The sequence below is a fragment of the Pseudomonas sp. B21-015 genome (assembly GCF_024749285.1).
Classification (GTDB): domain Bacteria; phylum Pseudomonadota; class Gammaproteobacteria; order Pseudomonadales; family Pseudomonadaceae; genus Aquipseudomonas.
The window spans coordinates 6,379,866-6,398,269 of sequence record NZ_CP087196.1 but is presented as its reverse complement, the minus strand read 5'-3'; the positions used below and the strand labels follow the sequence as shown (position 1 = coordinate 6,398,269).

19 protein-coding genes and 2 pseudogenes are annotated in these 18,404 nt (G+C 59.1%); 9 read left to right on the top strand and 12 right to left on the bottom strand.

Translation table 11 applies throughout. The features are described 5' to 3' along the window. The first annotated feature begins 97 nt into the window (after nt 1-97). The 6 genes and pseudogenes from LOY38_RS29185 to LOY38_RS29165 all read left to right on the top strand — a co-directional run bounded on the left by LOY38_RS29185 (nt 98) and on the right by LOY38_RS29165 (nt 3,252). Entirely contained in the window at nt 98-532 is a 435-nt protein-coding gene (locus LOY38_RS29185; RefSeq protein ID WP_258698183.1) for a DUF1795 domain-containing protein, read from the top strand. Between the two features lie 54 nt (nt 533-586). Continuing rightward, nucleotides 587-1,822, top strand: a complete 1,236-nt coding sequence (locus LOY38_RS30225; RefSeq protein WP_309475864.1) for a PAAR domain-containing protein — start codon at nt 587-589, stop codon at nt 1,820-1,822. Beyond that, nucleotides 1,822-2,136 carry a hypothetical protein gene (locus LOY38_RS29175; protein ID WP_258698182.1) on the top strand — a complete coding sequence of 105 codons (315 nt, stop codon included), beginning with the start codon at nt 1,822-1,824 and terminating at the stop codon, nt 2,134-2,136. The genes LOY38_RS30225 and LOY38_RS29175 overlap by 1 nt, the downstream gene beginning before the upstream one ends. Nucleotides 2,137-2,148: 12 nt before the next feature. Further along, nucleotides 2,149-2,244 (top strand): annotated as a pseudogene (locus LOY38_RS30490) (hypothetical protein); the annotation flags it as partial. 286 nt (nt 2,245-2,530) lie between these two features. Then, complete coding sequence (locus LOY38_RS29170) at nt 2,531-2,722, top strand: hypothetical protein (protein WP_258698181.1); 192 nt, start codon at nt 2,531-2,533, stop codon at nt 2,720-2,722. After that, complete coding sequence (locus LOY38_RS29165; RefSeq protein WP_258698180.1) at nt 2,719-3,252, top strand: hypothetical protein; 534 nt, start codon at nt 2,719-2,721, stop codon at nt 3,250-3,252. The genes LOY38_RS29170 and LOY38_RS29165 overlap by 4 nt, the downstream gene beginning before the upstream one ends. Nucleotides 3,253-3,267: 15 nt before the next feature. On the opposite strand, the gene LOY38_RS29160 is transcribed toward LOY38_RS29165, so the two are convergent. Continuing rightward, nucleotides 3,268-5,214 (bottom strand): type VI secretion system tip protein VgrG, encoded by a 1,947-nt coding sequence (locus LOY38_RS29160; RefSeq protein WP_258698179.1) that lies wholly within the window; start codon nt 5,212-5,214, stop codon nt 3,268-3,270. Nucleotides 5,215-5,462: 248 nt separating this feature from the next. Between LOY38_RS29160 and LOY38_RS29155 the strand changes: the two are divergent. From LOY38_RS29155 to LOY38_RS29145, 3 genes and pseudogenes are all read left to right on the top strand, one after another. Further along, nucleotides 5,463-5,540, top strand: a pseudogene (locus LOY38_RS29155) (hypothetical protein); the annotation flags it as partial. A 357-nt stretch (nt 5,541-5,897) separates the two neighbouring features. Continuing rightward, complete coding sequence (locus tag LOY38_RS29150) at nt 5,898-6,431, top strand: hypothetical protein (protein ID WP_258698178.1); 534 nt, start codon at nt 5,898-5,900, stop codon at nt 6,429-6,431. An 88-nt stretch (nt 6,432-6,519) separates the two neighbouring features. Continuing rightward, nucleotides 6,520-6,783, top strand: coding sequence for a hypothetical protein (locus LOY38_RS29145; protein ID WP_258698177.1), 264 nt, complete (start codon nt 6,520-6,522; stop codon nt 6,781-6,783). A 152-nt stretch (nt 6,784-6,935) separates the two neighbouring features. On the opposite strand, the gene tssH is transcribed toward LOY38_RS29145, so the two are convergent. The 11 genes from tssH to tssA form a co-directional block, all read right to left on the bottom strand. Next, nucleotides 6,936-9,614 carry a type VI secretion system ATPase TssH gene (gene tssH / locus LOY38_RS29140; RefSeq protein WP_258698176.1) on the bottom strand — a complete coding sequence of 893 codons (2,679 nt, stop codon included), beginning with the start codon at nt 9,612-9,614 and terminating at the stop codon, nt 6,936-6,938. Then, the gene (tssG, locus tag LOY38_RS29135; RefSeq protein WP_258698175.1) at nt 9,607-10,659 is read right to left on the bottom strand and encodes a type VI secretion system baseplate subunit TssG; all 1,053 of its coding nucleotides are present in this window, start codon (nt 10,657-10,659) and stop codon (nt 9,607-9,609) included. Before tssG ends, tssH begins: the two co-directional genes overlap by 8 nt. Beyond that, nucleotides 10,623-12,479: a type VI secretion system baseplate subunit TssF gene (tssF, locus tag LOY38_RS29130; RefSeq protein WP_258698174.1), complete on the bottom strand. Its 1,857-nt coding sequence runs from the start codon at nt 12,477-12,479 to the stop codon at nt 10,623-10,625. The genes tssG and tssF overlap by 37 nt, the downstream gene beginning before the upstream one ends. After that, complete coding sequence (gene tssE, locus LOY38_RS29125; RefSeq protein WP_258698173.1) at nt 12,476-12,988, bottom strand: type VI secretion system baseplate subunit TssE; 513 nt, start codon at nt 12,986-12,988, stop codon at nt 12,476-12,478. The genes tssF and tssE overlap by 4 nt, the downstream gene beginning before the upstream one ends. After that, nucleotides 12,982-13,419, bottom strand: coding sequence for a hypothetical protein (locus LOY38_RS29120; protein WP_258698172.1), 438 nt, complete (start codon nt 13,417-13,419; stop codon nt 12,982-12,984). Before LOY38_RS29120 ends, tssE begins: the two co-directional genes overlap by 7 nt. Before the next feature lie 68 nt (nt 13,420-13,487). Beyond that, complete coding sequence (locus tag LOY38_RS29115) at nt 13,488-13,928, bottom strand: hypothetical protein (RefSeq protein WP_258698171.1); 441 nt, start codon at nt 13,926-13,928, stop codon at nt 13,488-13,490. After that, the gene (locus LOY38_RS29110) at nt 13,925-14,383 is read right to left on the bottom strand and encodes a type VI secretion system amidase effector protein Tae4 (RefSeq protein WP_258698170.1); all 459 of its coding nucleotides are present in this window, start codon (nt 14,381-14,383) and stop codon (nt 13,925-13,927) included. The genes LOY38_RS29115 and LOY38_RS29110 overlap by 4 nt, the downstream gene beginning before the upstream one ends. An 82-nt stretch (nt 14,384-14,465) precedes the next feature. Further along, complete coding sequence (locus tag LOY38_RS29105; protein ID WP_258698169.1) at nt 14,466-14,954, bottom strand: type VI secretion system tube protein Hcp; 489 nt, start codon at nt 14,952-14,954, stop codon at nt 14,466-14,468. A gap of 158 nt (nt 14,955-15,112) precedes the next feature. After that, nucleotides 15,113-16,606: a type VI secretion system contractile sheath large subunit gene (gene tssC / locus LOY38_RS29100; protein ID WP_008007702.1), complete on the bottom strand. Its 1,494-nt coding sequence runs from the start codon at nt 16,604-16,606 to the stop codon at nt 15,113-15,115. A gap of 15 nt (nt 16,607-16,621) precedes the next feature. Beyond that, nucleotides 16,622-17,131, bottom strand: coding sequence for a type VI secretion system contractile sheath small subunit (gene tssB, locus LOY38_RS29095; RefSeq protein WP_007894500.1), 510 nt, complete (start codon nt 17,129-17,131; stop codon nt 16,622-16,624). An 80-nt stretch (nt 17,132-17,211) separates the two neighbouring features. After that, nucleotides 17,212-18,234 (bottom strand): type VI secretion system protein TssA, encoded by a 1,023-nt coding sequence (gene tssA / locus LOY38_RS29090; protein WP_258698168.1) that lies wholly within the window; start codon nt 18,232-18,234, stop codon nt 17,212-17,214. Nucleotides 18,235-18,404: the final 170 nt, after the last annotated feature.

Sequence of the window (18,404 nt, the reverse complement as noted above, 5' to 3'; positions counted from 1 at the left end):
ACTTGGGGGAGAGGAACCAGGTTCTTGATTGTTGCCAGGCATTACTTGAATATCTGCGCCCCTCCGCGTCACTTCATGTCCATGGAAAGCGATTACTGTGACCTCTTACCGCATTCAAGAAGCTGATCTTGACATCCCCGATACCTGGCAGGACCAGAGCATCAATATTTTTAAGTTGCCCGCAGTAGGTAAAGCTAAAGAAGCCAGTTTCGTGATCAGTCGCGACGCCACCCAAGGCGACTCTACATTCGCGGAGTACGTCGACCGACAACTGAAAAGTGCAGAGCAGCAATTGCCGAGCTTCAAACTGGTTCAGCGTTGGGACATGGTGCTCCATGGTCACACTGCCACACTGCTGGATTACACCTGGCAACGTGAGGGGCGCGAGTTGATGTTGCGTCAGGTTTTCATTGAGCGTAAGCCTTCTGTGCTGATCACTACCTTGACCACAACACCGAGCGATCTTGCCCATCACGAGCAGGCCTGGAAACGGGTCATGCATTCGCTCAAGCCACAGACCTCGATCGTCTGACCCATCGTGCGCGTGACGGTGCAGTAATACGAATCAGCAAGGTAGATGCCCGCAATGGATGCACAGGCTGCAGCACGTCTGGGTGACGAAATAGCCCATGGATTTGGGGTCGCAGCGATGGTCGCCGGTGCCGTAGCCGGCGCCTTGATCGGTGCTGCGGCCATCGCTGCGACCGTAGCCACCGGCGGGGTGGCGGTGGCCATTTTTGCGGGCTCGATCGCGGCCGGCGGCTTGTCGATGTTCCAGATCGTCAAGGGGCTTTCTACCATCTTCAATTTGCCCGAGCCCACCACGGGCAAATTGCAGATGGGCAGTTTCAATGTCTATATCAACGGCTTCAATGCCATGAGGGCGGGAGAGGACGTCGCTTCTAGCTGCTCCGGGCTGCCGATGAATCATCCGATATGGCCCTTTCCAGTGCTGATCGCTGAAGGCAGCGCCACGGTGTTCATCAATGGCAAACCGGCAGCACGCTTGCACAGCAAAATGGTTTGCGGTGCTCATATCAAGAGCGGCAGCCCCAATACGTTTATCGGCGGCCCGACGGTTTCGGTGGCGTTTGTCCTGGATATTGAGGGATGGATGCATACCGGGTTGGAAGCACTGGGATTGCTGGCCATGGGGGGGGCTGCAATACTCGCGGCCATGGCGGGCCTTGCCGCGTTAGCCGGTTTCGTGGTGATTGGCGGCACGATGATGGCTGGCATGGCGTTGCTAGGAGATATGGGTGATCGCTTGGGGCCCGGTTATCGGGATCTGCTGCAGGGTGTCGCTGGGTTGGTGCTTTTGGGCCTGGGACCGAAAATAGCAAAAATCGGTGCTGCGCCCGAGAGTGTTGCTCCGAACAAATCCCTTCCGTTTTCTGGCGGAACGCCGACTCTCGAAGGAGCAGCCGCAAACCCGGACGTTGTTAACCTAAGAAGTGCGGAGTTTTACCGCCTCTATGGAGACAATCCATTAAGGGGAACAAAGTCAAACCTTGAAGCTCGTCAGTGGTATTTGGCTGAAGATGCTAAAATTCTAAATCGCATTGATACATTTGCGCCTCTTGAAGTTCAGGCGCGGCAAGCGTTTGAAATGCGAAATGCAAACCGTACCCAAGCTAGAGAATTTATGTCAGATCGTATTAGCGCGGATCGCCTGACACGTGAAGAACCGAATATGACGTGGCCGCAAATGATTGATTATCGGAAAAGCCAAGGCTTGTCGGGTGATGAGATCTACCAGAGTATTCTGGAAAGCTCACAAAGAACGAGAGTGGAAGTCAATAAGCGCCTAGGAGTGGAATAATGATGAACAATTCTTTGCCGGCAGTAACGAGACGAAAAAATGAAAAGGGGCAAGTTGAGTATCACATCGGCTTCGCTTCTGATTGGGAGGGTTTTGATTCTCTTGTTAAGTATTTAGAGAAATACTGGCACGCCGTCCCCATTCAAAAGGACGACAATGTGTATTCTCGTCGTTGGTTACTAAGGAGTGGGGGTGTGTCAATAGCCATTTATCACGATAGTCAAATCGGGAATTATTTTGTCAGAGAGGATGGAGTAAATGAACAGGCTTTACTGGAGCAGATAGAGGCTGACTTGATAGAACGGTTTAGGTAAGTGGAATAAACGGACCTCACCGCCAAGCGCCTGGGTGACGGTTTCTACGAACAGCGGATGATCCAACAGGCGGTGATCGCCCGCACCGGCCAGCGCTTTCTCGACGGCTAGACCTCTGATGACAGCATGTTCAAGTACCTGATGAACAACGCCGGACGCGATATCAACAGCACCGGTGGCGTGCTGAAAGCGGCGCCGACACCATGATCAGCGCCGGTCGAGATGTCAACATCGCCTGCGCCGAGCAAGTTGACAGCAACGAGGCCGGCCCTAGCCACCGTAATCAGACCATCACCCAGTACGGCTCCAGTGTTGACGTTGGCCCGGCGATCTTTCACTTTTGGAGTCTGCCCTAGGCTCTGACCCGGGCACTCTTACCGGCAAGGAAATTTACATGATGGACCTGGACAATCCCAAGGTGGTCATGCCAAGCGGCAACGAGCGGGGAGCGAACTCGTTATGGCGTCCTGGCGGCCTGACCCATCCGGGGGGCATGCGCGAGACGGTATTGGATAAGGTGGAAATTCCACACCACAACGATATCAATTTTCTGCTCGCGAACCCTGATGTAGTGAGAATTCAATGAGTACCCATCTAGACAATGTATTGCTGCTTGCCCTGGCCTATGACGAATTGGATAAATTCCTCGTAGGCGAGCCGTTCTACTTTCAAGAAGCCAAAAACGACTACGAGGAACCGCAGAATATCGACGAGGCCTTCGATTTGCTGGTGTTGCGTTACTGGCAGCAGACCCGCGACGCCAACTTCCCCGCACGCTTCGTGGCGGCTTTTCTCAAGGTTCTCGCGACCTACCCCGATCGTAATCGGGCGATCTATGCCGCAGCGGGCTGGGTTTGGAATTACCGATTTTGCCTGAGCCAAAAGCGCGAAGAGCCCGAGGGGCTCTATGGCGAGCTGTTCGAAATCGACATGGGGTCCGTGGCCTTGGCCCTTCGAAGGCAGCTTGAGATCAATAAGGCAGCGCTGATCCTGGATACACGTTGGGCGGGTGGCACTTGGAACAGCGAGGACGGTTTATGGGAGCCGTTGATGCGCATCGCCCTGGACGTCAGGGACAAGCTTGGAGGACCGGACTTCGTGCCTGCCAATCCCTGAAGTTCGAGACTTCAATCAGCCCTTGGCCCTTACCGGAAACAACGCTTTCACCGCCGCATCAATAACACCCTTGATGCCCTTGCCTTTGGGGTCCACAGCGCCTGCATTACCGGCGTTGAGGTCCAGGCGGCCACCGGTATCGATATTGCCATTGCCATTGCCACTGGCGTAGATATTGAACGCCGTGCCCGAGATGTTGATCTCGCCACTGGCGTTGAACTCCAACACGCTTTGGCCACAGACCAGTCGAATTTGCGATCCCGCCTCCATGAGGTATTGGGTGCTGACGCTGTCGCTCTTGGTTCCTCCGACATGCAAGGCATCGTTGCACTGCACCGCCCGCAGGCGGTCTTCACCGATGCGCACCGTCTCGTTATGCCCAATGCTCTTGTTGCGGTCGTGACCCACCGAGTGGCTTTCATCCACTTCCACCACGATGTCCTGATTGCGCTCGGCATGGATGTACAACTGCTCGGCGCCTTTCTTGTCTTCCATGCGGATTTCGTTGAAGTTCGCCGGTGAGCCGCCCTTGCTCGAACGGCTTTTCATGCCGCTCTGGGTGGCGTTTTCCGGCAAGTCGTAGGGCACGGTCTGTTCGGCATTGTAGACGCGACCGGTGATGATCGGTCGGTCTGGGTCGCCTTCGAGGAAGCTGACGATCACTTCTTGGCCGATCCGTGGGATCTGCATCGAGCCCCAGTTTTTACCGGCCCAGGATTGCGACACGCGAATCCAGCACGAACTGTTTTCGTTGGACTGGTCGTGGCGGTCCCAATAGAAATGCACCTTCACCCGACCGAACTGGTCGGTCCAGATTTCCTCGCCCTTGGGGCCGACCACCAATGCCGTCTGCGGGCCTTTGACGATGGGGCGGTGGGTATTGGGAAGGGGCCGGTAGCTTTGTTGTGCGTCGATGCAGGTCAGGCTGCTTTCGAACTGCGCCGAGGCGGCGCCAATGCCGGTTTCCCCGCTTTCCTGGGAAATGGAGTAGCGGGTGCCGACGATCAGGTATTCGCGGTTCTGGTCCTGGCGGCTGAAGCCGGTGAGGCTGAACAAATGACCCGAGCCCAAGCCCCGGGCGTTGCCTGAGAGCTCGACCTGTTCGTGCAGGGTCTGCAAGGCTTCGATGCGGGTACGGGCGTAATGTTCGCCGTCTGCGCTTTGCACATAGGTGCCGGGGTAGTCGTACAGCGGATAGTCGCTGGCGGTGTGCGGACGGGGCATGGCCGAGCGCACGTCAATTCGCGCGCTGGGGCGCTGGAAGTCATAGTCGTTGAGTTCCAGCGAGCCCGGCTGGACTTCCTGGGCCAGGTGCCAATCGTGGATGTGATCGCGTTCGCGCTGTTGTTCATTCTTGGGGTAATACGGCACTGAAGCGTAGCCGGGCGCGCTGGTGTGGGCGCCGTAGGCATCGGCCAGCACCAGCACATGACGACCCTGTTCATGGCGGAAGAAGTAGTAGATCCCTTCCTGCTCCATCAGGCGGCTGACGAAATCGAAACTGGTTTCGCGATACTGCACGCAGTATTCCCACTCGCGATAGGGCCGGCTCAGGGCATCTTCGAAATCGGAAAAACCCAGGTCGCGAAACACCTGCTTGATGATCTGCGGGATGGTCAGGTTCTGGAAAATCCGGCAATCGGAGGTGCGGGTCAGCAGCCAAAGCCAGGGCCGCAGCGTGGCCTGGTAGCTGGCGAACTGGCCCTGATCGACGTTCTGGCTGCAACGGGCAACGATGCCATGGAAATGGCGCTCGCCACCGTCGTCCAGTTGCAGGCTCAGGCACATGGGTTTGCCGAGCAACTGGTTGAGGTCGATGGCATTGTCCAGCGAGTGCAGCTGCAGCTCATAGTTGAACAGCCGCCCCAACTCTTCGCCGCCGCCCATATCCTTGAGCAACAGCACCTCAGGTCCCAGAGGGCTGGTGATCTTTGCCAGGCGTGAGGCTTGGTTGAATAACATGGTTGTCCTTATCGCTGCCGCAATCCTTTTGACGCTGCGCAAGATTGCAGCCTTTTGACTTTAAATATCAAGAGATCGCAGCCTTCGGCAGCTCGTACAGAGGAGCGTGATCGCCTGGGGCGGTTACGCTGAAGGCATAATGTAGTTCGTTAGTTGAGGGAGAGGAACCAGGTTCTTGATTGTTGCCAGGCATTACCTGAATATCTGCTCCTCCGCGCGTCACCTCACGTCCATGGAAGGCGATTACTGTGACCTCTTACCGCATTCAAGAAGCCGATCTTGAAATCCCCGATACCTGGCAGGACCAGAGCATCAATATTTTTGAGCCTGGTGAAGCGCTAAGGGCGTACGTGGAAAAAGCAGACGCTGACTCAATTCGCGTTCGAATTATTGATCGCACGCTGGACTCCGCTTTGCGTGCAATCGGGTTTTCGAAGACGGCAGAGAATGATGTTTATTTTTTGGATGTCCCGGACGGCACGCAGAAGGCCAAGGTATTGGATGCTCTACGTTTACTGGGAGTGGCCTTTTCGGCGGGTAAGGAATGGTGTCCGTCTGAAGTCTTTGAATACTTTCGGGACATGGGTTTGCTGAGCGGTAAGTATTTGAGAGTCTCGTGGACGCAGCCCGGCCAATACCTTCTTGCGGACGCTTGAGCCATGGCAACAAGGGGAGAGTTTTCAATGAGTACCAATCTAGACAATGTATTGCTGCTTGCCCTGGCCTATGACGAATTGGATAAATTCCTCGTAGGCGAGCCGTTCTACTTTCAAGAAGCCAAAAACGACTACGATGAACCGCAGAATATCGTCGTGGCCTTCGATTTGCTGGTGTTGCGTTACTGGCTGCAGACCCGCGACGCCAACTTCCCCGCACGCTTCGTGGCGGCTTTTCTCAAGCTTCTCGCGACCTACCCCGATCGTAATCGGGCGATCTATGCCGCAGCGGGCTGGCTTAGGTATTACCGATATTGCCTGAACCAAAAGCGCGAGGAGCCCGAGGGGCTCTATGCCGAGCTGTTCGAAATCGACATGGGGTCCGTGGCCTTAGCCCTTCGAAGGCAGCTTGAGATCAATAAGGCAGCGCTTATCCTGGATACACGTTGGGCTGGTGGCAGTTGGAACAGCGAGAACGGTTTATGGGAGCCGTTGATGCGTACCGCCCTGAACGTCAGGGACAAACTTGGAGGGCCGGACTACGTGCCTGCCAATATCTGATGAGTTATAGATCGCTGGATGTAATCGATGCCGGAAGCATTTCACTAAACGACCTCAGTTGAACGGTATTAGCGTTTTAGAGATGACCGTGAAATTTCAAGATATTTTGGTAAGTCGTGAACACATGTTCTCCGTGGGCTTCGAACAAGACTCGGGCCGATTTTACGTATCTATACCGGTCAGCAACGGCATGGTCGACTACGAGGAATACTATGAAGTTGATCGCGCGACCTTTGATCTTTTTAAGCGCGACCCGGATGCTGCACTGCGGTTTGTTATGCGTTGCAGGAAGCGTGAACTGGACGAACTGTTGATTGTCCAGCCGGGTACCAACCGTGGCACCGCCATCTGATGATGGGCACGCGCCATTTTTCACCTGCCGGAACCGGATCAAGTGTGGGAGCAGGCTTGCTCGCGAATGCAATCTGTCAGCGACATTGATGTTGGCTGACACAACGCCTTCGCGAGCAAGCCCGCTCCCACACTAACCGTGTTCTGGTCAGGTCAGGCTGCGTCGCTGAAGTCGTAGTGCAATTCGTTATCCCGGGCGCTGATCCGCACGCCTGCCAGCGCTTTGCCTTCGAGCATGCGGGTGAGGAACTCGCGGCTCATGTCCGGTAGCAGGCTGTTGGTCAGGATGGTGTCGATCATCCGCCCACCGCTTTCGGTTTCGGTGCAGCGGGAGACGATCAGGTCGATCACCGCGTCGTCGTAATCGAACGCCACTTTATGGGTGTTCTGCACGCGCTTCTTGATGCGGTTGAGTTGCAGACGGGTAATGGCCTTGAGCATCTCGTCGCTGAGCGGGTAGTACGGAATGGTCACCAGGCGGCCCAGCAATGCCGGCGGGAAAATCTCCAGCAGCGGCTGGCGCAGGGCCTTGGCGATCTCTTCGGGCTCAGGCACGTTTTGCGGGTCTTTGCAGACACGGGCAATCAACTCGGTGCCAGCGTTGGTGGTCAGCAGGATCAAGGTGTTCTTGAAGTCGATCACCCGTCCTTCGCCGTCCTCCATCACGCCTTTGTCGAAGACCTGGAAGAAGATCTCATGCACGTCCGGGTGGGCTTTTTCCACTTCGTCCAGCAGCACCACGCTGTAGGGTTTGCGCCGCACGGCTTCGGTCAGCACGCCGCCTTCGCCATAGCCGATGTAGCCCGGTGGCGCGCCCTTGAGGGTGGACACGGTGTGAGCTTCCTGGAATTCGCTCATGTTGATGGTGATGACGTTCTGCTCACCGCCGTACATGGCTTCGGCCAGGGCCAGGGCCGTTTCGGTCTTGCCCACGCCGGAGGTGCCCGCGAGCATGAACACGCCAATCGGCTTGCTCGGGTTGTCGAGGCCCGCGCGGGAGGTCTGGATGCGTTTGGCGATCATCTGCAAGGCGTGGTCCTGGCCGATGATGCGTTTCTTCAGGTGCTGGTCGAGGTTGAGCACGGTTTCCAGTTCGTTACGGGCCATGCGGCCTACCGGAATGCCGGTCCAGTCGGCGACCACCGAGGCCACGGCCTGGTAATCGACCGTCGGCAGAATCAGCGGGGTTTCCCCTTGTAGCGCACTGAGACGCTGTTGCAGGTCCACCAGTTTCTCGCGCAGGGCGTGGCTGTCTTCACTGCCAACGTCGCTGTCTACCACACCGACGCTTTCGCGCAGGGTGGCGCGGGTGGCGAGCAGTTCGTCCACCAGGGTTTTCTCTTCAGCCCAGCGGCTTTCGAGTTCGGCCAGGCGTTCGCGCTCGGCGGCCAGCAGGTTTTCACTGTTGCTCTGGCGGGCGCCGATGACGATGCCGATGGCATGCTCGCGGGCGATGATTTGCAGTTCGGTTTCCAGCGCCTCGATGCGACGACGGCTGTCGTCCACTTCCGCCGGCACGGCGTGCAGGCTGATGGCGACGCGGGCGCAGGCGGTATCCAGCAGGCTCACGGATTTGTCCGGCAACTGGCGCGCCGGGATGTAGCGATGGGACAGCTTGACCGAGGCTTCCAGGGCTTCGTCGAGGATCTGCACCTGGTGGTGTTTCTCCATGGTCGAGGCCACGCCGCGCATCATCAGCAGCGCCTTGTCTTCGGACGGCTCGGCGACTTGCACCACCTGGAAGCGGCGGGTCAGGGCCGGGTCTTTCTCGATATGCTTCTTGTACTCGGCCCAGGTCGTGGCGGCCACGGTGCGCAGGGTGCCCCGGGCCAGGGCCGGTTTGAGCAGGTTGGCCGCGTCCCCGGTGCCGGCGGCGCCACCGGCACCTACCAGCGTGTGGGCTTCGTCGATAAACAGGATGATCGGTTTTGGCGAGGCCTGGACGTCTTCGATGACCTGGCGCAGGCGCTGTTCGAATTCACCTTTCATGCTCGCGCCGGCCTGCAACAGGCCGACGTCGAGGCTGCGCAGTTCCACGTCCTTGAGCGCCGGCGGCACGTCACCGGCGACGATGCGCAGGGCAAAACCTTCGACCACGGCGGTTTTACCGACGCCGGCTTCACCGGTCAGAATCGGGTTGTTCTGCCGACGGCGCATGAGGATATCCACCAGTTGGCGGATTTCTTCGTCACGCCCGACAATCGGATCTAGCTTGCCGCTGCGGGCCTGCTCGGTGAGGTCGACGGTAAAACGCTTGAGCGCTTCCTGCTTGCCCATGGCGCTTGGGGCCATGGCACCGCTGGCTTCACCGGGCACGCTGCCTGCGTTGAAACCATCGCTGGCGCTGAGCGCATTTTCCGGCGAGTCACCGACGTATTCGTCAAAACGCTCGCTCAGGGCCTCGACCTTGATCTTGTCAAACTCTGCCGATAGCCCCAGTAGCCCATGGCGCAGGCTCGGAGTCTTGAGGATGCCCAACACCAGGTAACCGGTACGCACCTGGCTTTCGCCGAACATCAGGCTGCCATAGACCCAGCCACGTTCCACGGCTTCTTCCACATGGGAAGACAAGTCAGTGATTGAAGTCGAGCCCCGTGGCAAACGGTCCAGGGCTTCGGTCAGGTCCCGGGCCAGGCGCGCCGGCTCGATATTGAACTGACGGATGATGCGGTGCAGGTCCGAGTCCTGCAATTGCAGCAACTGATGAAACCAGTGGACCAGTTCCACGTAAGGGTTACCGCGCAACTTGCAGAACACGGTGGCGGCTTCGATGGCTTTGTAGGCGACGCTGTTGAGTTTGCCGAACAACGCGGCGCGACTGATTTCACCCATGCTCATGGCTCCTTGAGATCTGTGAGGTGTTGGCCTGCTCGGCGTAGTGCCGGGCCAGTATTAAATCCTTGGCATCTTTTTCGGGCCGGCCCAGCCAGGTATTGAACCCCAGACGGAAGCGGCGATTGAGTTGCAGTGCCGGTACTTCGGGCTGTTTCAGAACCAGGTTCAGATCCCAGTCCAGTTCATGGCCCAGGTATTCGGCCACCCAGGCCACCAGTTCATTGAAGGGTTGGCTACCGGGCAGCATGCCCATGTAGTCATCCAGCTTGAGTGGCCCCAGGCGAATGCGGAATTTGTGCTGGCGATCCCAGACGTAACGGCCCAGGCAAAAATCCACGCCCAATTGATGGGCGCTGGCGCCCACGCGGCTGCGCTCCGGCAGCTCCAGCCATTGGCCGACGTACTCTTCGATCTCCACCGGCAGGCCGAAGTACTCGCTGAGAATGGCCTTCAAGCCGTCCGGGTAGCGGGTTTGTGCCGACAGATGACCGCTGTAATGCAGCTTCGCCGTGTCGGGGATCAGCCCTTGTTTGAGCAGGCTCGGCATGCCCCGACCGCTCAGTGCAGCCAGGCGTGCCGACCAGTAGTCATCGTCCGGGCGATCATGGCTGACCGTCGGCCGCGCTTCGGCCCAGGCCCGGTAAAACAGGCTCAGCAGGCGGTGATGGAACACATCCAGGAAGCGTTTACTGGTGCTGTCGGCGTTGTTGCGCTGGCGTTCGCGCACATATTCGGTGATGTGCAGCGGCAATGGACCGTTGGGGCCGCCGAGGCCGAAAAAGAACTGCTCCAGGCGCGCCGGCGAACCGTCGACGCCCGGCTGTACCGAAGCCAGGGTCGACGGGGCGAAGGTGCAATCGGCCTGTTGCCCAAGGCGCAACGGATCATCGGCCAGGCGCAACGAATGGCCCAGGCGCGGCAGTTCAGGCGATTCGCACTCGATGCGGCGCAACGCCTGGAAGAAGTCATATTCCCAGGGCTCCTGGTGCATCGCGTCCAGGGTACTCACAGGGTCGGACGGCGTCCGGGCTTGGCTTTCCATCGCATGATCTCGCCGCGTTCGGTGGTACGGATCACCGTCTCGGTAAAACTGTTGATCGACACGTAGCGTGCCAGGAAGCGCTCGAACACTGCACCGAGCAAGAAGACTCCAGTGCCGCGAAACGCGTTTTCATCGAATTCCAGGGTGATCTCCAGGCCACGACCAAACACGATCGGGCCCGGCATCGGCAAGCGTCGGGTGCAGGCCTTGCTGCTGACTTCGCGCAGGCCTTCGATCTGCAATTGCAACGCCGCATCGTTGCTGTCGCCGTACAGGCGCAGCAATTCGCGCAGGGCGGCGGCGCCCTGGCCTTGCTCGCTGAGGGACAAGTAATTCAGCGAAAGCTGGCTGATCAACCGCCAGGCCTTGGCGTCGTGGGCATGGCTGGCGCGTGGGCGGCTCGGGCCTGCCACGCAGCGCACCGCCGCTACAGGTGCGCTGTCGGCCAGGGTGAAGTCGGTCTTGCTATTGCCCACGCTCATGAACAGCGGCAGGTCGCGGTTGGTGCACAACGCCGTTACGCCCAGTTGGCGCAGGTCGTGGCGATAAGGCGCCTGCTGGCTGTCCACCAGGCTGACGAAGGTTTCGCTGCCGATGTAAGTCGAGCGCGGGCCGTTACGCCGCTGGCCGCTGGACAGCATGCGAGGTTCGCGCCGCACCGTGTACCAGGCCTGATCGCGGCCGTAACGAGACGGATCGCGTACCGCATAGAACGGCAAAAAAGGCTGCTCCGACCCGGTGCCGTGGCCGGTGAGGGCGGTCAGGGAATGAATCTCGAAATCCATTGGCCGGGTGCGGTCGGCGATCACATGGTGTTCATTGACCCGTTCCGACAAGTGGATGCGGTCCAGGCGCTTGGGAAACAAGTTGATGGCCGGGGTGCAGAACGGCAGGAACTGCGCGGCTCCGATGCCTTCCAGGCTCGGATCGTGACGGTCGAACAGCACGATCAATTCCAGTTCCTGGCCGTCGCAGCGTTTGACCGCCCGGCTCAACTGTGTGAAGTCGACAAACAGAAAACGGTGGGGCAGGGCGAAGTATTCCTGCAACAGGCGATAGCCCTGGAAGGCCCGCGGGACCACGGGCAGCGCGGCGTCGGTATCGTCGAATCCCTGGGAACGCAGTGCGTCCTGCGGCAGGCGTTCCACCCAAGCGCCGCCGGGCTGACGGGCGAACACGGCGCAGACATTGCCCAGCAGCTGTTCATAGAGGCGGAAGGGCTGCTCGTCTGCGCCACTGAGGTACAACGGCAGGTTGTCCAGAGCCAGACTGCTGAATGGCAGTTCGGCGCCCGTGCGCAGGGTCAGGCGCAGGCCGGCCTTGGCCTTGGGTTCACTGGCGGCCAAGCGCCCGAGCATGGCGGACGGGTTGCCGAAGTACTCGGCCTGGCTGACCTGCAATGGCCATAACATCACCGCGTGGGCGGTGCGGTACTCACAGCAGGTTTGGGTTTCGCGGCCCAGGGCGGCGCGCAGGACCGTGTCCCGGGGCAGGGGGAAGCCGCTGCTCAGCGAGCCTTCATCGGGGTCGGCCTGCAATTGCACCACAGTCATCGACGGTGTCGGCGCCAGGTAATGGGGATAAGCGATTTCCAGCAGGTTATGAGTGAAAGTCGGATATTCGGCATCGAGCTTGAGCTGTACCCGCGCCGTCAGGTAAGCGAACCCTTCCAGCAAGCGCTCGACATACGGGTCGGCGCAGTCCATGCCGGACAACGTCAGCCGACTGGCGATTTTCGGGTATTCCTGAGCGAACTCCGCCGCGCTTTCGCGCACGTGGTGCAATTCCTGGTTGTACAGTTCCAGCAGGCGCGGATTCATGAGCGTCTCCGCTGGTCGGCGTTGATCACTCGCACATGGCCGGATTCCAGGTCCAGGTCGGTTTGCAGCATCAGGCGCAGTGGCACCGGCTGGGCCCAGAGATCGCCTTCGATCTCGAAGCTCAGGGCGTTGTGGTTCATCTCGGCGGACGCCCGGGCCCGCACGCGCAGGGTGTTACGCAGAATCCGCGGTTCGAACGTGGCGATGGCCTGGTGGATCAGCGCTTCAAGCGCTGCGATATCGACGTTCGACGCACTGTTGCCGGCCAGGGCTGGCAGCCCGAAGTTGACCACCGACGTGCCGGCCGGGGTGTGCAACGTCGCATCGGCGCTGAGCAATGAAGTGGTGTTGAGCAACCACGCCAGGTCACGCAGTACGGAGGCTTTGAGTTGGCTCAGGGATAGCACGCGCTTGTCGGCGCTTTCCTTGACGTTGCTCGGGTCGTCGTCGGTCAACCGGTCCAGCAGGGACGGTTGCAGGCGATCGCGGGTGGCGATTTCGGTTACCACGAGAAATGCGCCACGAAATTTTTCTGGTCCATGACGCCGGTCATGCAGCCAGCACTATGGGCGACCTTCGACACTTCCATGGGCTGGCCTTTGATTTGGCGGATGGCCTGATACCGAGCGTCACAATCACGGCTCGGAGGGGGCTCGGGCGTGGAGTGCTCCACGATAATGATTTGGGCGTTGTTGAAGGTCTCGACCCGTGGTTGACCTTTTCGGTCGACACTCAGGAAACAAGGCCACGGCATGTCCAGTTTCAAGAGGCTTTGGTCCTGTTTGCGCAAGGCGCATTGCTGATCGTGGCTTTCCAGGGTCAGTGTTTGTCCGGCGACAACTACCTGATTGCCGGGTGCAGCGGATGGTTGCTGTTCGGCCCAGGCATTGAGGCTCGGCAGGCCGCCCGACAGCAGTATCAACAGGATTCGTTTAATCATTTCAACCTTCAAAGCCCAATCTGTCTTGAGCGATGCGCAGAGTCGTGGACGATCGCATATGAGGTCGGTTACCAAAGGAAAAGAGCTGTGTAATCTTTCTGATCGCCTGCGCCTCGCAGGCAACTGGCACTGCGCGCGACCACCGAAGGTTCGAGCTGGCCTTTGACCTGGCGTACGGCACGGTACTCGGACCGGCATTCGCGACTGTTCGCAGGATCAACGCTCATATGCAGCACGATCACGATCGGTACGTTGTTGAAGTATTCGACGTGAGGTTTGCCCTGCCGGTCGACCGCAAACTGGCACGGCCATGGCATCTCGAGTGGCAGCACGCTCTGATCCGGTTTACGCAACACGCATTGCTGCTGATCGTTCCCCAGCGTCAGTCGTTGCTCGCCCAGGGTGACAACCTGATCCTCGGAAGCAGGGGCAGCCTGTTGGCCGGCGCACGCCCACAGGCTCGACAGCACGCAGCACAGGGCCGCCAGGTTTCGGCTGGATCTGATCATGTCAGCTCCCAGAACCAGATGGCTTTTGATCGGTAGGCAGGGTCGTTGTAGCGGCCAATGGTCAAGCCACGATTCCATAGGTCGATATGATCGCCGGTGCGATTGTCAGCAGACTCCCCTGACTGCTGGAAACAATCCTTGAAAAAGATGAGCCCGGTCTTGTCTTGCAACTTGCGGCGTTCTTCGGCACTTCCACCGAGAATCAGTGGCCGCCCCAGATGATGCTTCCACAACCAGTTCGCCAGCGACTCGGCACCCCTGGCATGCTCATGTGCACATTTGGGTTCGGTATAGGTGGATTTGTTGACCTTGATGGTCAGCTCTGCATTGAGCGTCATGCTCATGCGGATAGCACACTGATTTTCCCAAGGCCCTTCACAGGGCTTTGCGTCAGGGTACTTAACCAGGAGATCGGAATAGGCTTTCCACAAATTGATAAACGAAGGCTTGGCCATGACTCAGACACCGGATGGGAAAGGATTGGATTCGAGCAAGCACCAAAACACCCCCGGCGTATAACGCCGGGGGCATCTTCGATTACACCTTGACGTTCTGACGGATGTTCCAGCCGAACTTGACCGGCCCGCCTTCCTTGGTGCCATCGGCTTTTTGCGGCTGGTAGTCCACCAGCACCTTGGCGAAGTTCAGGGTCAGGTTTTCGGTCAGGCGATCATCACTGCCCGAGCCGCCGGTGCTCAGGGAAGTGACCAGCACTTCTTCCAGGTTGATGATCATGTACTCGACCTGGCTTTCGCCGCCGGCCTTGCGCACGGTCAGCTTGACCTTGTCGATGTGCTTGCCGCTGGCGCAGTGCATCATCAGGTTCGGTGTGGCCTTGTCGACGTACTTGGTCAGCGACAGGTCCTGGATGTTCACCTTGCCTGCACCACCACCGCTGCCCACGTGCATGTTGCCGGACTGAGACATGCCCCAGCTCCAGTTCAAGACGTCGATTTCGTCCTTGTGGGCCTTGTCCATGGACTCGCCCTTGATGTCGCCGATCTTGATGAAAATATCAACAGCCATGTTTTCTCCCTGTGTGGTCTCTACCACATTGTGTTTTGTTGATCGTTCCCACGCTCTGCGTGGTAACGCATCTGGGGACGCTCCGCGTCACTGGGACGCGGAGCGTCCCGGGCGGCATTCCCACGCAGAGCGTGGGAACGATCACATCAAGGTCGGTGTTACGCGCCTTTGGCCGAAGGCAGCTTGGATACCAGTCGCAGCGACACGGTCAGACCTTCGAGCTGATAGTGCGGGCGCAGGTAGAACCTGGAGTTGTAGTACCCCGGGTTGCCTTCCACGTCCTCGACGATCACTTCGGCCGCAGCCAATGGGTGCTGGGCCTTGGTGGTTTCGGTGGAGTGCGCCGGGTCACCGTCGACGTAGTTGAGGATCCAGTCCTGCAACCAACGCTGCATTTCGTCCTTCTCTTTGAAGGAGCCGATCTTGTCGCGCACGATGCACTTCAAGTAATGGGCGAAACGGCAGGTGGCGAACAGGTACGGCAGGCGCGCGGCCAGGTTGGCGTTGGCGGTGGCGTCCGGGTCGTCGTATTCGGCCGGTTTCTGCAACGACTGGGCGCCGATGAACGCGGCGAAGTCGGTGTTTTTCTTGTGCAGCAACGGCATGAAACCGTTCTTCGCCAGTTCCGCTTCACGGCGATCCGAAATGGCGATTTCGGTCGGGCACTTCATGTCCACGCCGCCATCGTCAGTCGGGAAGGTGTGCGCCGGCAGGTTTTCCACTTCACCGCCAGACTCCACGCCACGAATGCGCGAGCACCAGCCGAAGTGCTTGAACGAGCGGTTGATGTTCACCGCCATCGCGTAAGCGGCGTTGGCCCACGTGTACTTGGAACTGTCGGCGCCATCGGTGTTTTCTTCGAAGGCGAAGGCTTCCACCGGATCGGTCTTGGCGCCATACGGCAGACGCGCGAGGAAGCGCGGCATGGTCAAGCCGATGTAGCGCGAGTCTTCCGATTCGCGTAGCGAGCGCCAGCCGGCGTATTCCGGGGTGGTGAAGATCTTGGTCAGATCGCGTGGGTTCGACAGTTCCTGCCACGAGCCCATGCCCATCACGGTCGGCGATGCGGCTGCGATGAACGGCGAGTGCATGGCGGCGCAGACTTTCGACAACTCGCCCAGCAACTCGACATCCGGCGGCGACTGGTCGAAGTAGTAATCGCCCACCAGGCAACCGTAAGGTTCGCCGCCGAACTGGCCGTATTCTTCTTCGTACATCTTCTTGAAGATCGGGCTTTGGTCCCACGCGGTGCCCTTGAATTTCTTCAGGGTCTTGTGCAGGTCGGTCTTGGAGATGTTGAGCACGCGAATCTTCAGCTGCTCATCGCTCTCGGTGTTGTTGACCAGATAATGCAGGCCACGCCAGGCGCTTTCCAGTTGCTGGAAATCGGGGTGGTGGATGACCTGATTGACCTGGGCAGTGAGCTTGGCGTCGATGGCGGCGATGATTGATTCGATCGACTTGATGGCGTCGTTGGACACCAGGTCGGTCTGCGCCAGGGCCTGTTCGGCCAGGGTGCGCACGGCGGTCTCGACGGCTTCGCGGGCGCGGTCGGTCTTGGGTTTGAATTCTTGCAGCAGCAGGGAGGCGAACTCGCTGGCTTCTTCGGTGGTGCCCAGTGTCTGGGCGTCTGCACGTACTGAATCGGTCATGATCATTCGTCCTGATTAAGCCTGAGGCTCGGCTGGCTTCGGCGCACTGGCGAGCGCCTGGAGCAGCGCCGGATCCTTGATGGCCTTCATGATGATTTCTTCGGCACCGGTCTTGCCGTCCATGTAGGTCAGCAGGTTGGCCAGTTGGGTCCGCGCTTCGAGCAGCTTGTTCAGCGAATCGACCTTGCGCGCCACGGCGGCCGGGCTGAAGTCGTCCATGCTTTCAAAGGTGATGTCCAGGCTCAGGTTGCCTTCGCCGGTCAGCTCGTTGGGCACGTGGAACGCGACGCGTGGCTGCATGGCCTTGAGGCGCGAGTCGAAGTTGTCGACATCCACCTCGAGGAACTTGCGATCGGCCACAGGTGCCAGAGGCTCGGCGGGCTTGCCGGCGAGGTCCGCCATGACGCCCATGACGAAGGGCAACTGGACCTTTTTCTCGGCGCCGTAGAGCTCGACGTCGTACTCGATCTGCACTCGAGGCGCACGGTTGCGCGCGATGAATTTCTGAGAACTTTGCTTCGCCACGTTGCTGCTCCTGGTCGCTCAAGCGACGGTGTTGGCGTCATCGGTGGTACCGGTGACGTGACTGCGTGATCCGTTCGCTTTTATTCGCTGTCTGGTCCGCGCAGGTTTTCAAATTGGCTCATGCCGTCGGGAATCAGGTTGCGCACGATGGCCGCAAAGTCGGCATGCACCAGATTCTTCGCCCGGTTCAACAGCACCGGCAGTGGGCTGGAGGGCTCATGTCGGGTGTAATACGCAAGAATCCGGTCCAGGCTGCGCAGTACGTCGTCACGGTTGTTGATTTCGCCAGTGCTGCGCGGTGCGCTCGGTGCGGTGGGCAGGTATTCAACTGGCGCGGCACTGTCGTCGCTGACGGAGTCGGGAAGGGGGTTGTCGCCGCTCTGCGGGGCGAACTGGCCGAGAATCTGCAAGGCCATTTTTAGCGGTTGCTTCAACGGGCCAAGGTCAACGCCCTGGGCGGAACCGACTTGCTCGCTGATCTGTTGCTCGATGGCCTCGGCGACGCTGCGGGCCTCGTGCAAAGCTGCGCGGGTGATTTCCAACTGTTCGGGATCGCTGTCGAGGAACGCCCCGGCGAGCTGCTCGGCGCCGAGGCTTTCGTCAGGGAAGCTTTGCAGGCCGCTGGCATTGGCGGCGGCGCGCAGGCTGACAGCGCCAAAGGTTCGCGAACGGGCCAAGATGCTTTCACGCAGCAGGCGAATGGTGGCATCGGACGTCAGGCCGGCGAGGGCATTGATGCGCACGGTGGGGTCGTTGTCGTCTTCGGCATCCAGGCGCGGATGCAGGTCGGCCCAGTATTGCTTGAGCAGTTCGCTGATCAGCGTCAGGACACGGGCCAGGCCGGTGACGCCTTCGAGGGCAAGGGAACTTTGCAAAAGGAAATGGGTGATGCGCAGGTCTTTGCTGCGTTGCAACAAATCCAGGCTTTGCTGCTGGATGCTGCGCCATTCAGGGGGGGAGGCAGGCAATATCGAATCGCCCATGCTGCGCTCGGGCTGGCCCAGGGAATCGCGTTCCAGGCGCAAAAAATCCGCGTCATATTCCAGATCTTCACCGCAAGGCGAAGTCGCGGAAACGGCGGCGAGCAGCAAAGGCACTTCCACTGAATTTGATCTCCCTATCGCCCGCTGACAGAGTCGGGCATTTCACACGTTAGTTCCAGGTGGAACTTCACATGTTTCCTTGCGTGTATTGGCATCTTTGGATGCGCGATGATCTTAAAGTGCCATCATTTATATTCAAGAAGTTATGCATTTTTGGTGTAGTACTTATG

Coding starts and splice junctions, on each gene's coding strand:
- tssG (WP_258698175.1), bottom strand. CDS start 10,659: ATGGAAAGCCAAGCCCGGACGCCGTCCGACCCTGTGAGTACCCTGGAC.
- tssF (WP_258698174.1), bottom strand. CDS start 12,479: ATGAATCCGCGCCTGCTGGAACTGTACAACCAGGAATTGCACCACGTG.
- LOY38_RS29105 (WP_258698169.1), bottom strand. CDS start 14,954: ATGGCTGTTGATATTTTCATCAAGATCGGCGACATCAAGGGCGAGTCC.
- LOY38_RS29110 (WP_258698170.1), bottom strand. CDS start 14,383: ATGGCCAAGCCTTCGTTTATCAATTTGTGGAAAGCCTATTCCGATCTC.
- LOY38_RS29165 (WP_258698180.1), top strand. CDS start 2,719: ATGAGTACCCATCTAGACAATGTATTGCTGCTTGCCCTGGCCTATGAC.
- LOY38_RS29120 (WP_258698172.1), bottom strand. CDS start 13,419: ATGATTAAACGAATCCTGTTGATACTGCTGTCGGGCGGCCTGCCGAGC.
- LOY38_RS29115 (WP_258698171.1), bottom strand. CDS start 13,928: ATGATCAGATCCAGCCGAAACCTGGCGGCCCTGTGCTGCGTGCTGTCG.
- LOY38_RS30225 (WP_309475864.1), top strand. CDS start 587: ATGGATGCACAGGCTGCAGCACGTCTGGGTGACGAAATAGCCCATGGA.
- LOY38_RS29175 (WP_258698182.1), top strand. CDS start 1,822: ATGATGAACAATTCTTTGCCGGCAGTAACGAGACGAAAAAATGAAAAG.
- tssH (WP_258698176.1), bottom strand. CDS start 9,614: ATGGGTGAAATCAGTCGCGCCGCGTTGTTCGGCAAACTCAACAGCGTC.
- LOY38_RS29150 (WP_258698178.1), top strand. CDS start 5,898: ATGAGTACCAATCTAGACAATGTATTGCTGCTTGCCCTGGCCTATGAC.
- LOY38_RS29160 (WP_258698179.1), bottom strand. CDS start 5,214: ATGTTATTCAACCAAGCCTCACGCCTGGCAAAGATCACCAGCCCTCTG.
- tssC (WP_008007702.1), bottom strand. CDS start 16,606: ATGACCGATTCAGTACGTGCAGACGCCCAGACACTGGGCACCACCGAA.
- LOY38_RS29170 (WP_258698181.1), top strand. CDS start 2,531: ATGATGGACCTGGACAATCCCAAGGTGGTCATGCCAAGCGGCAACGAG.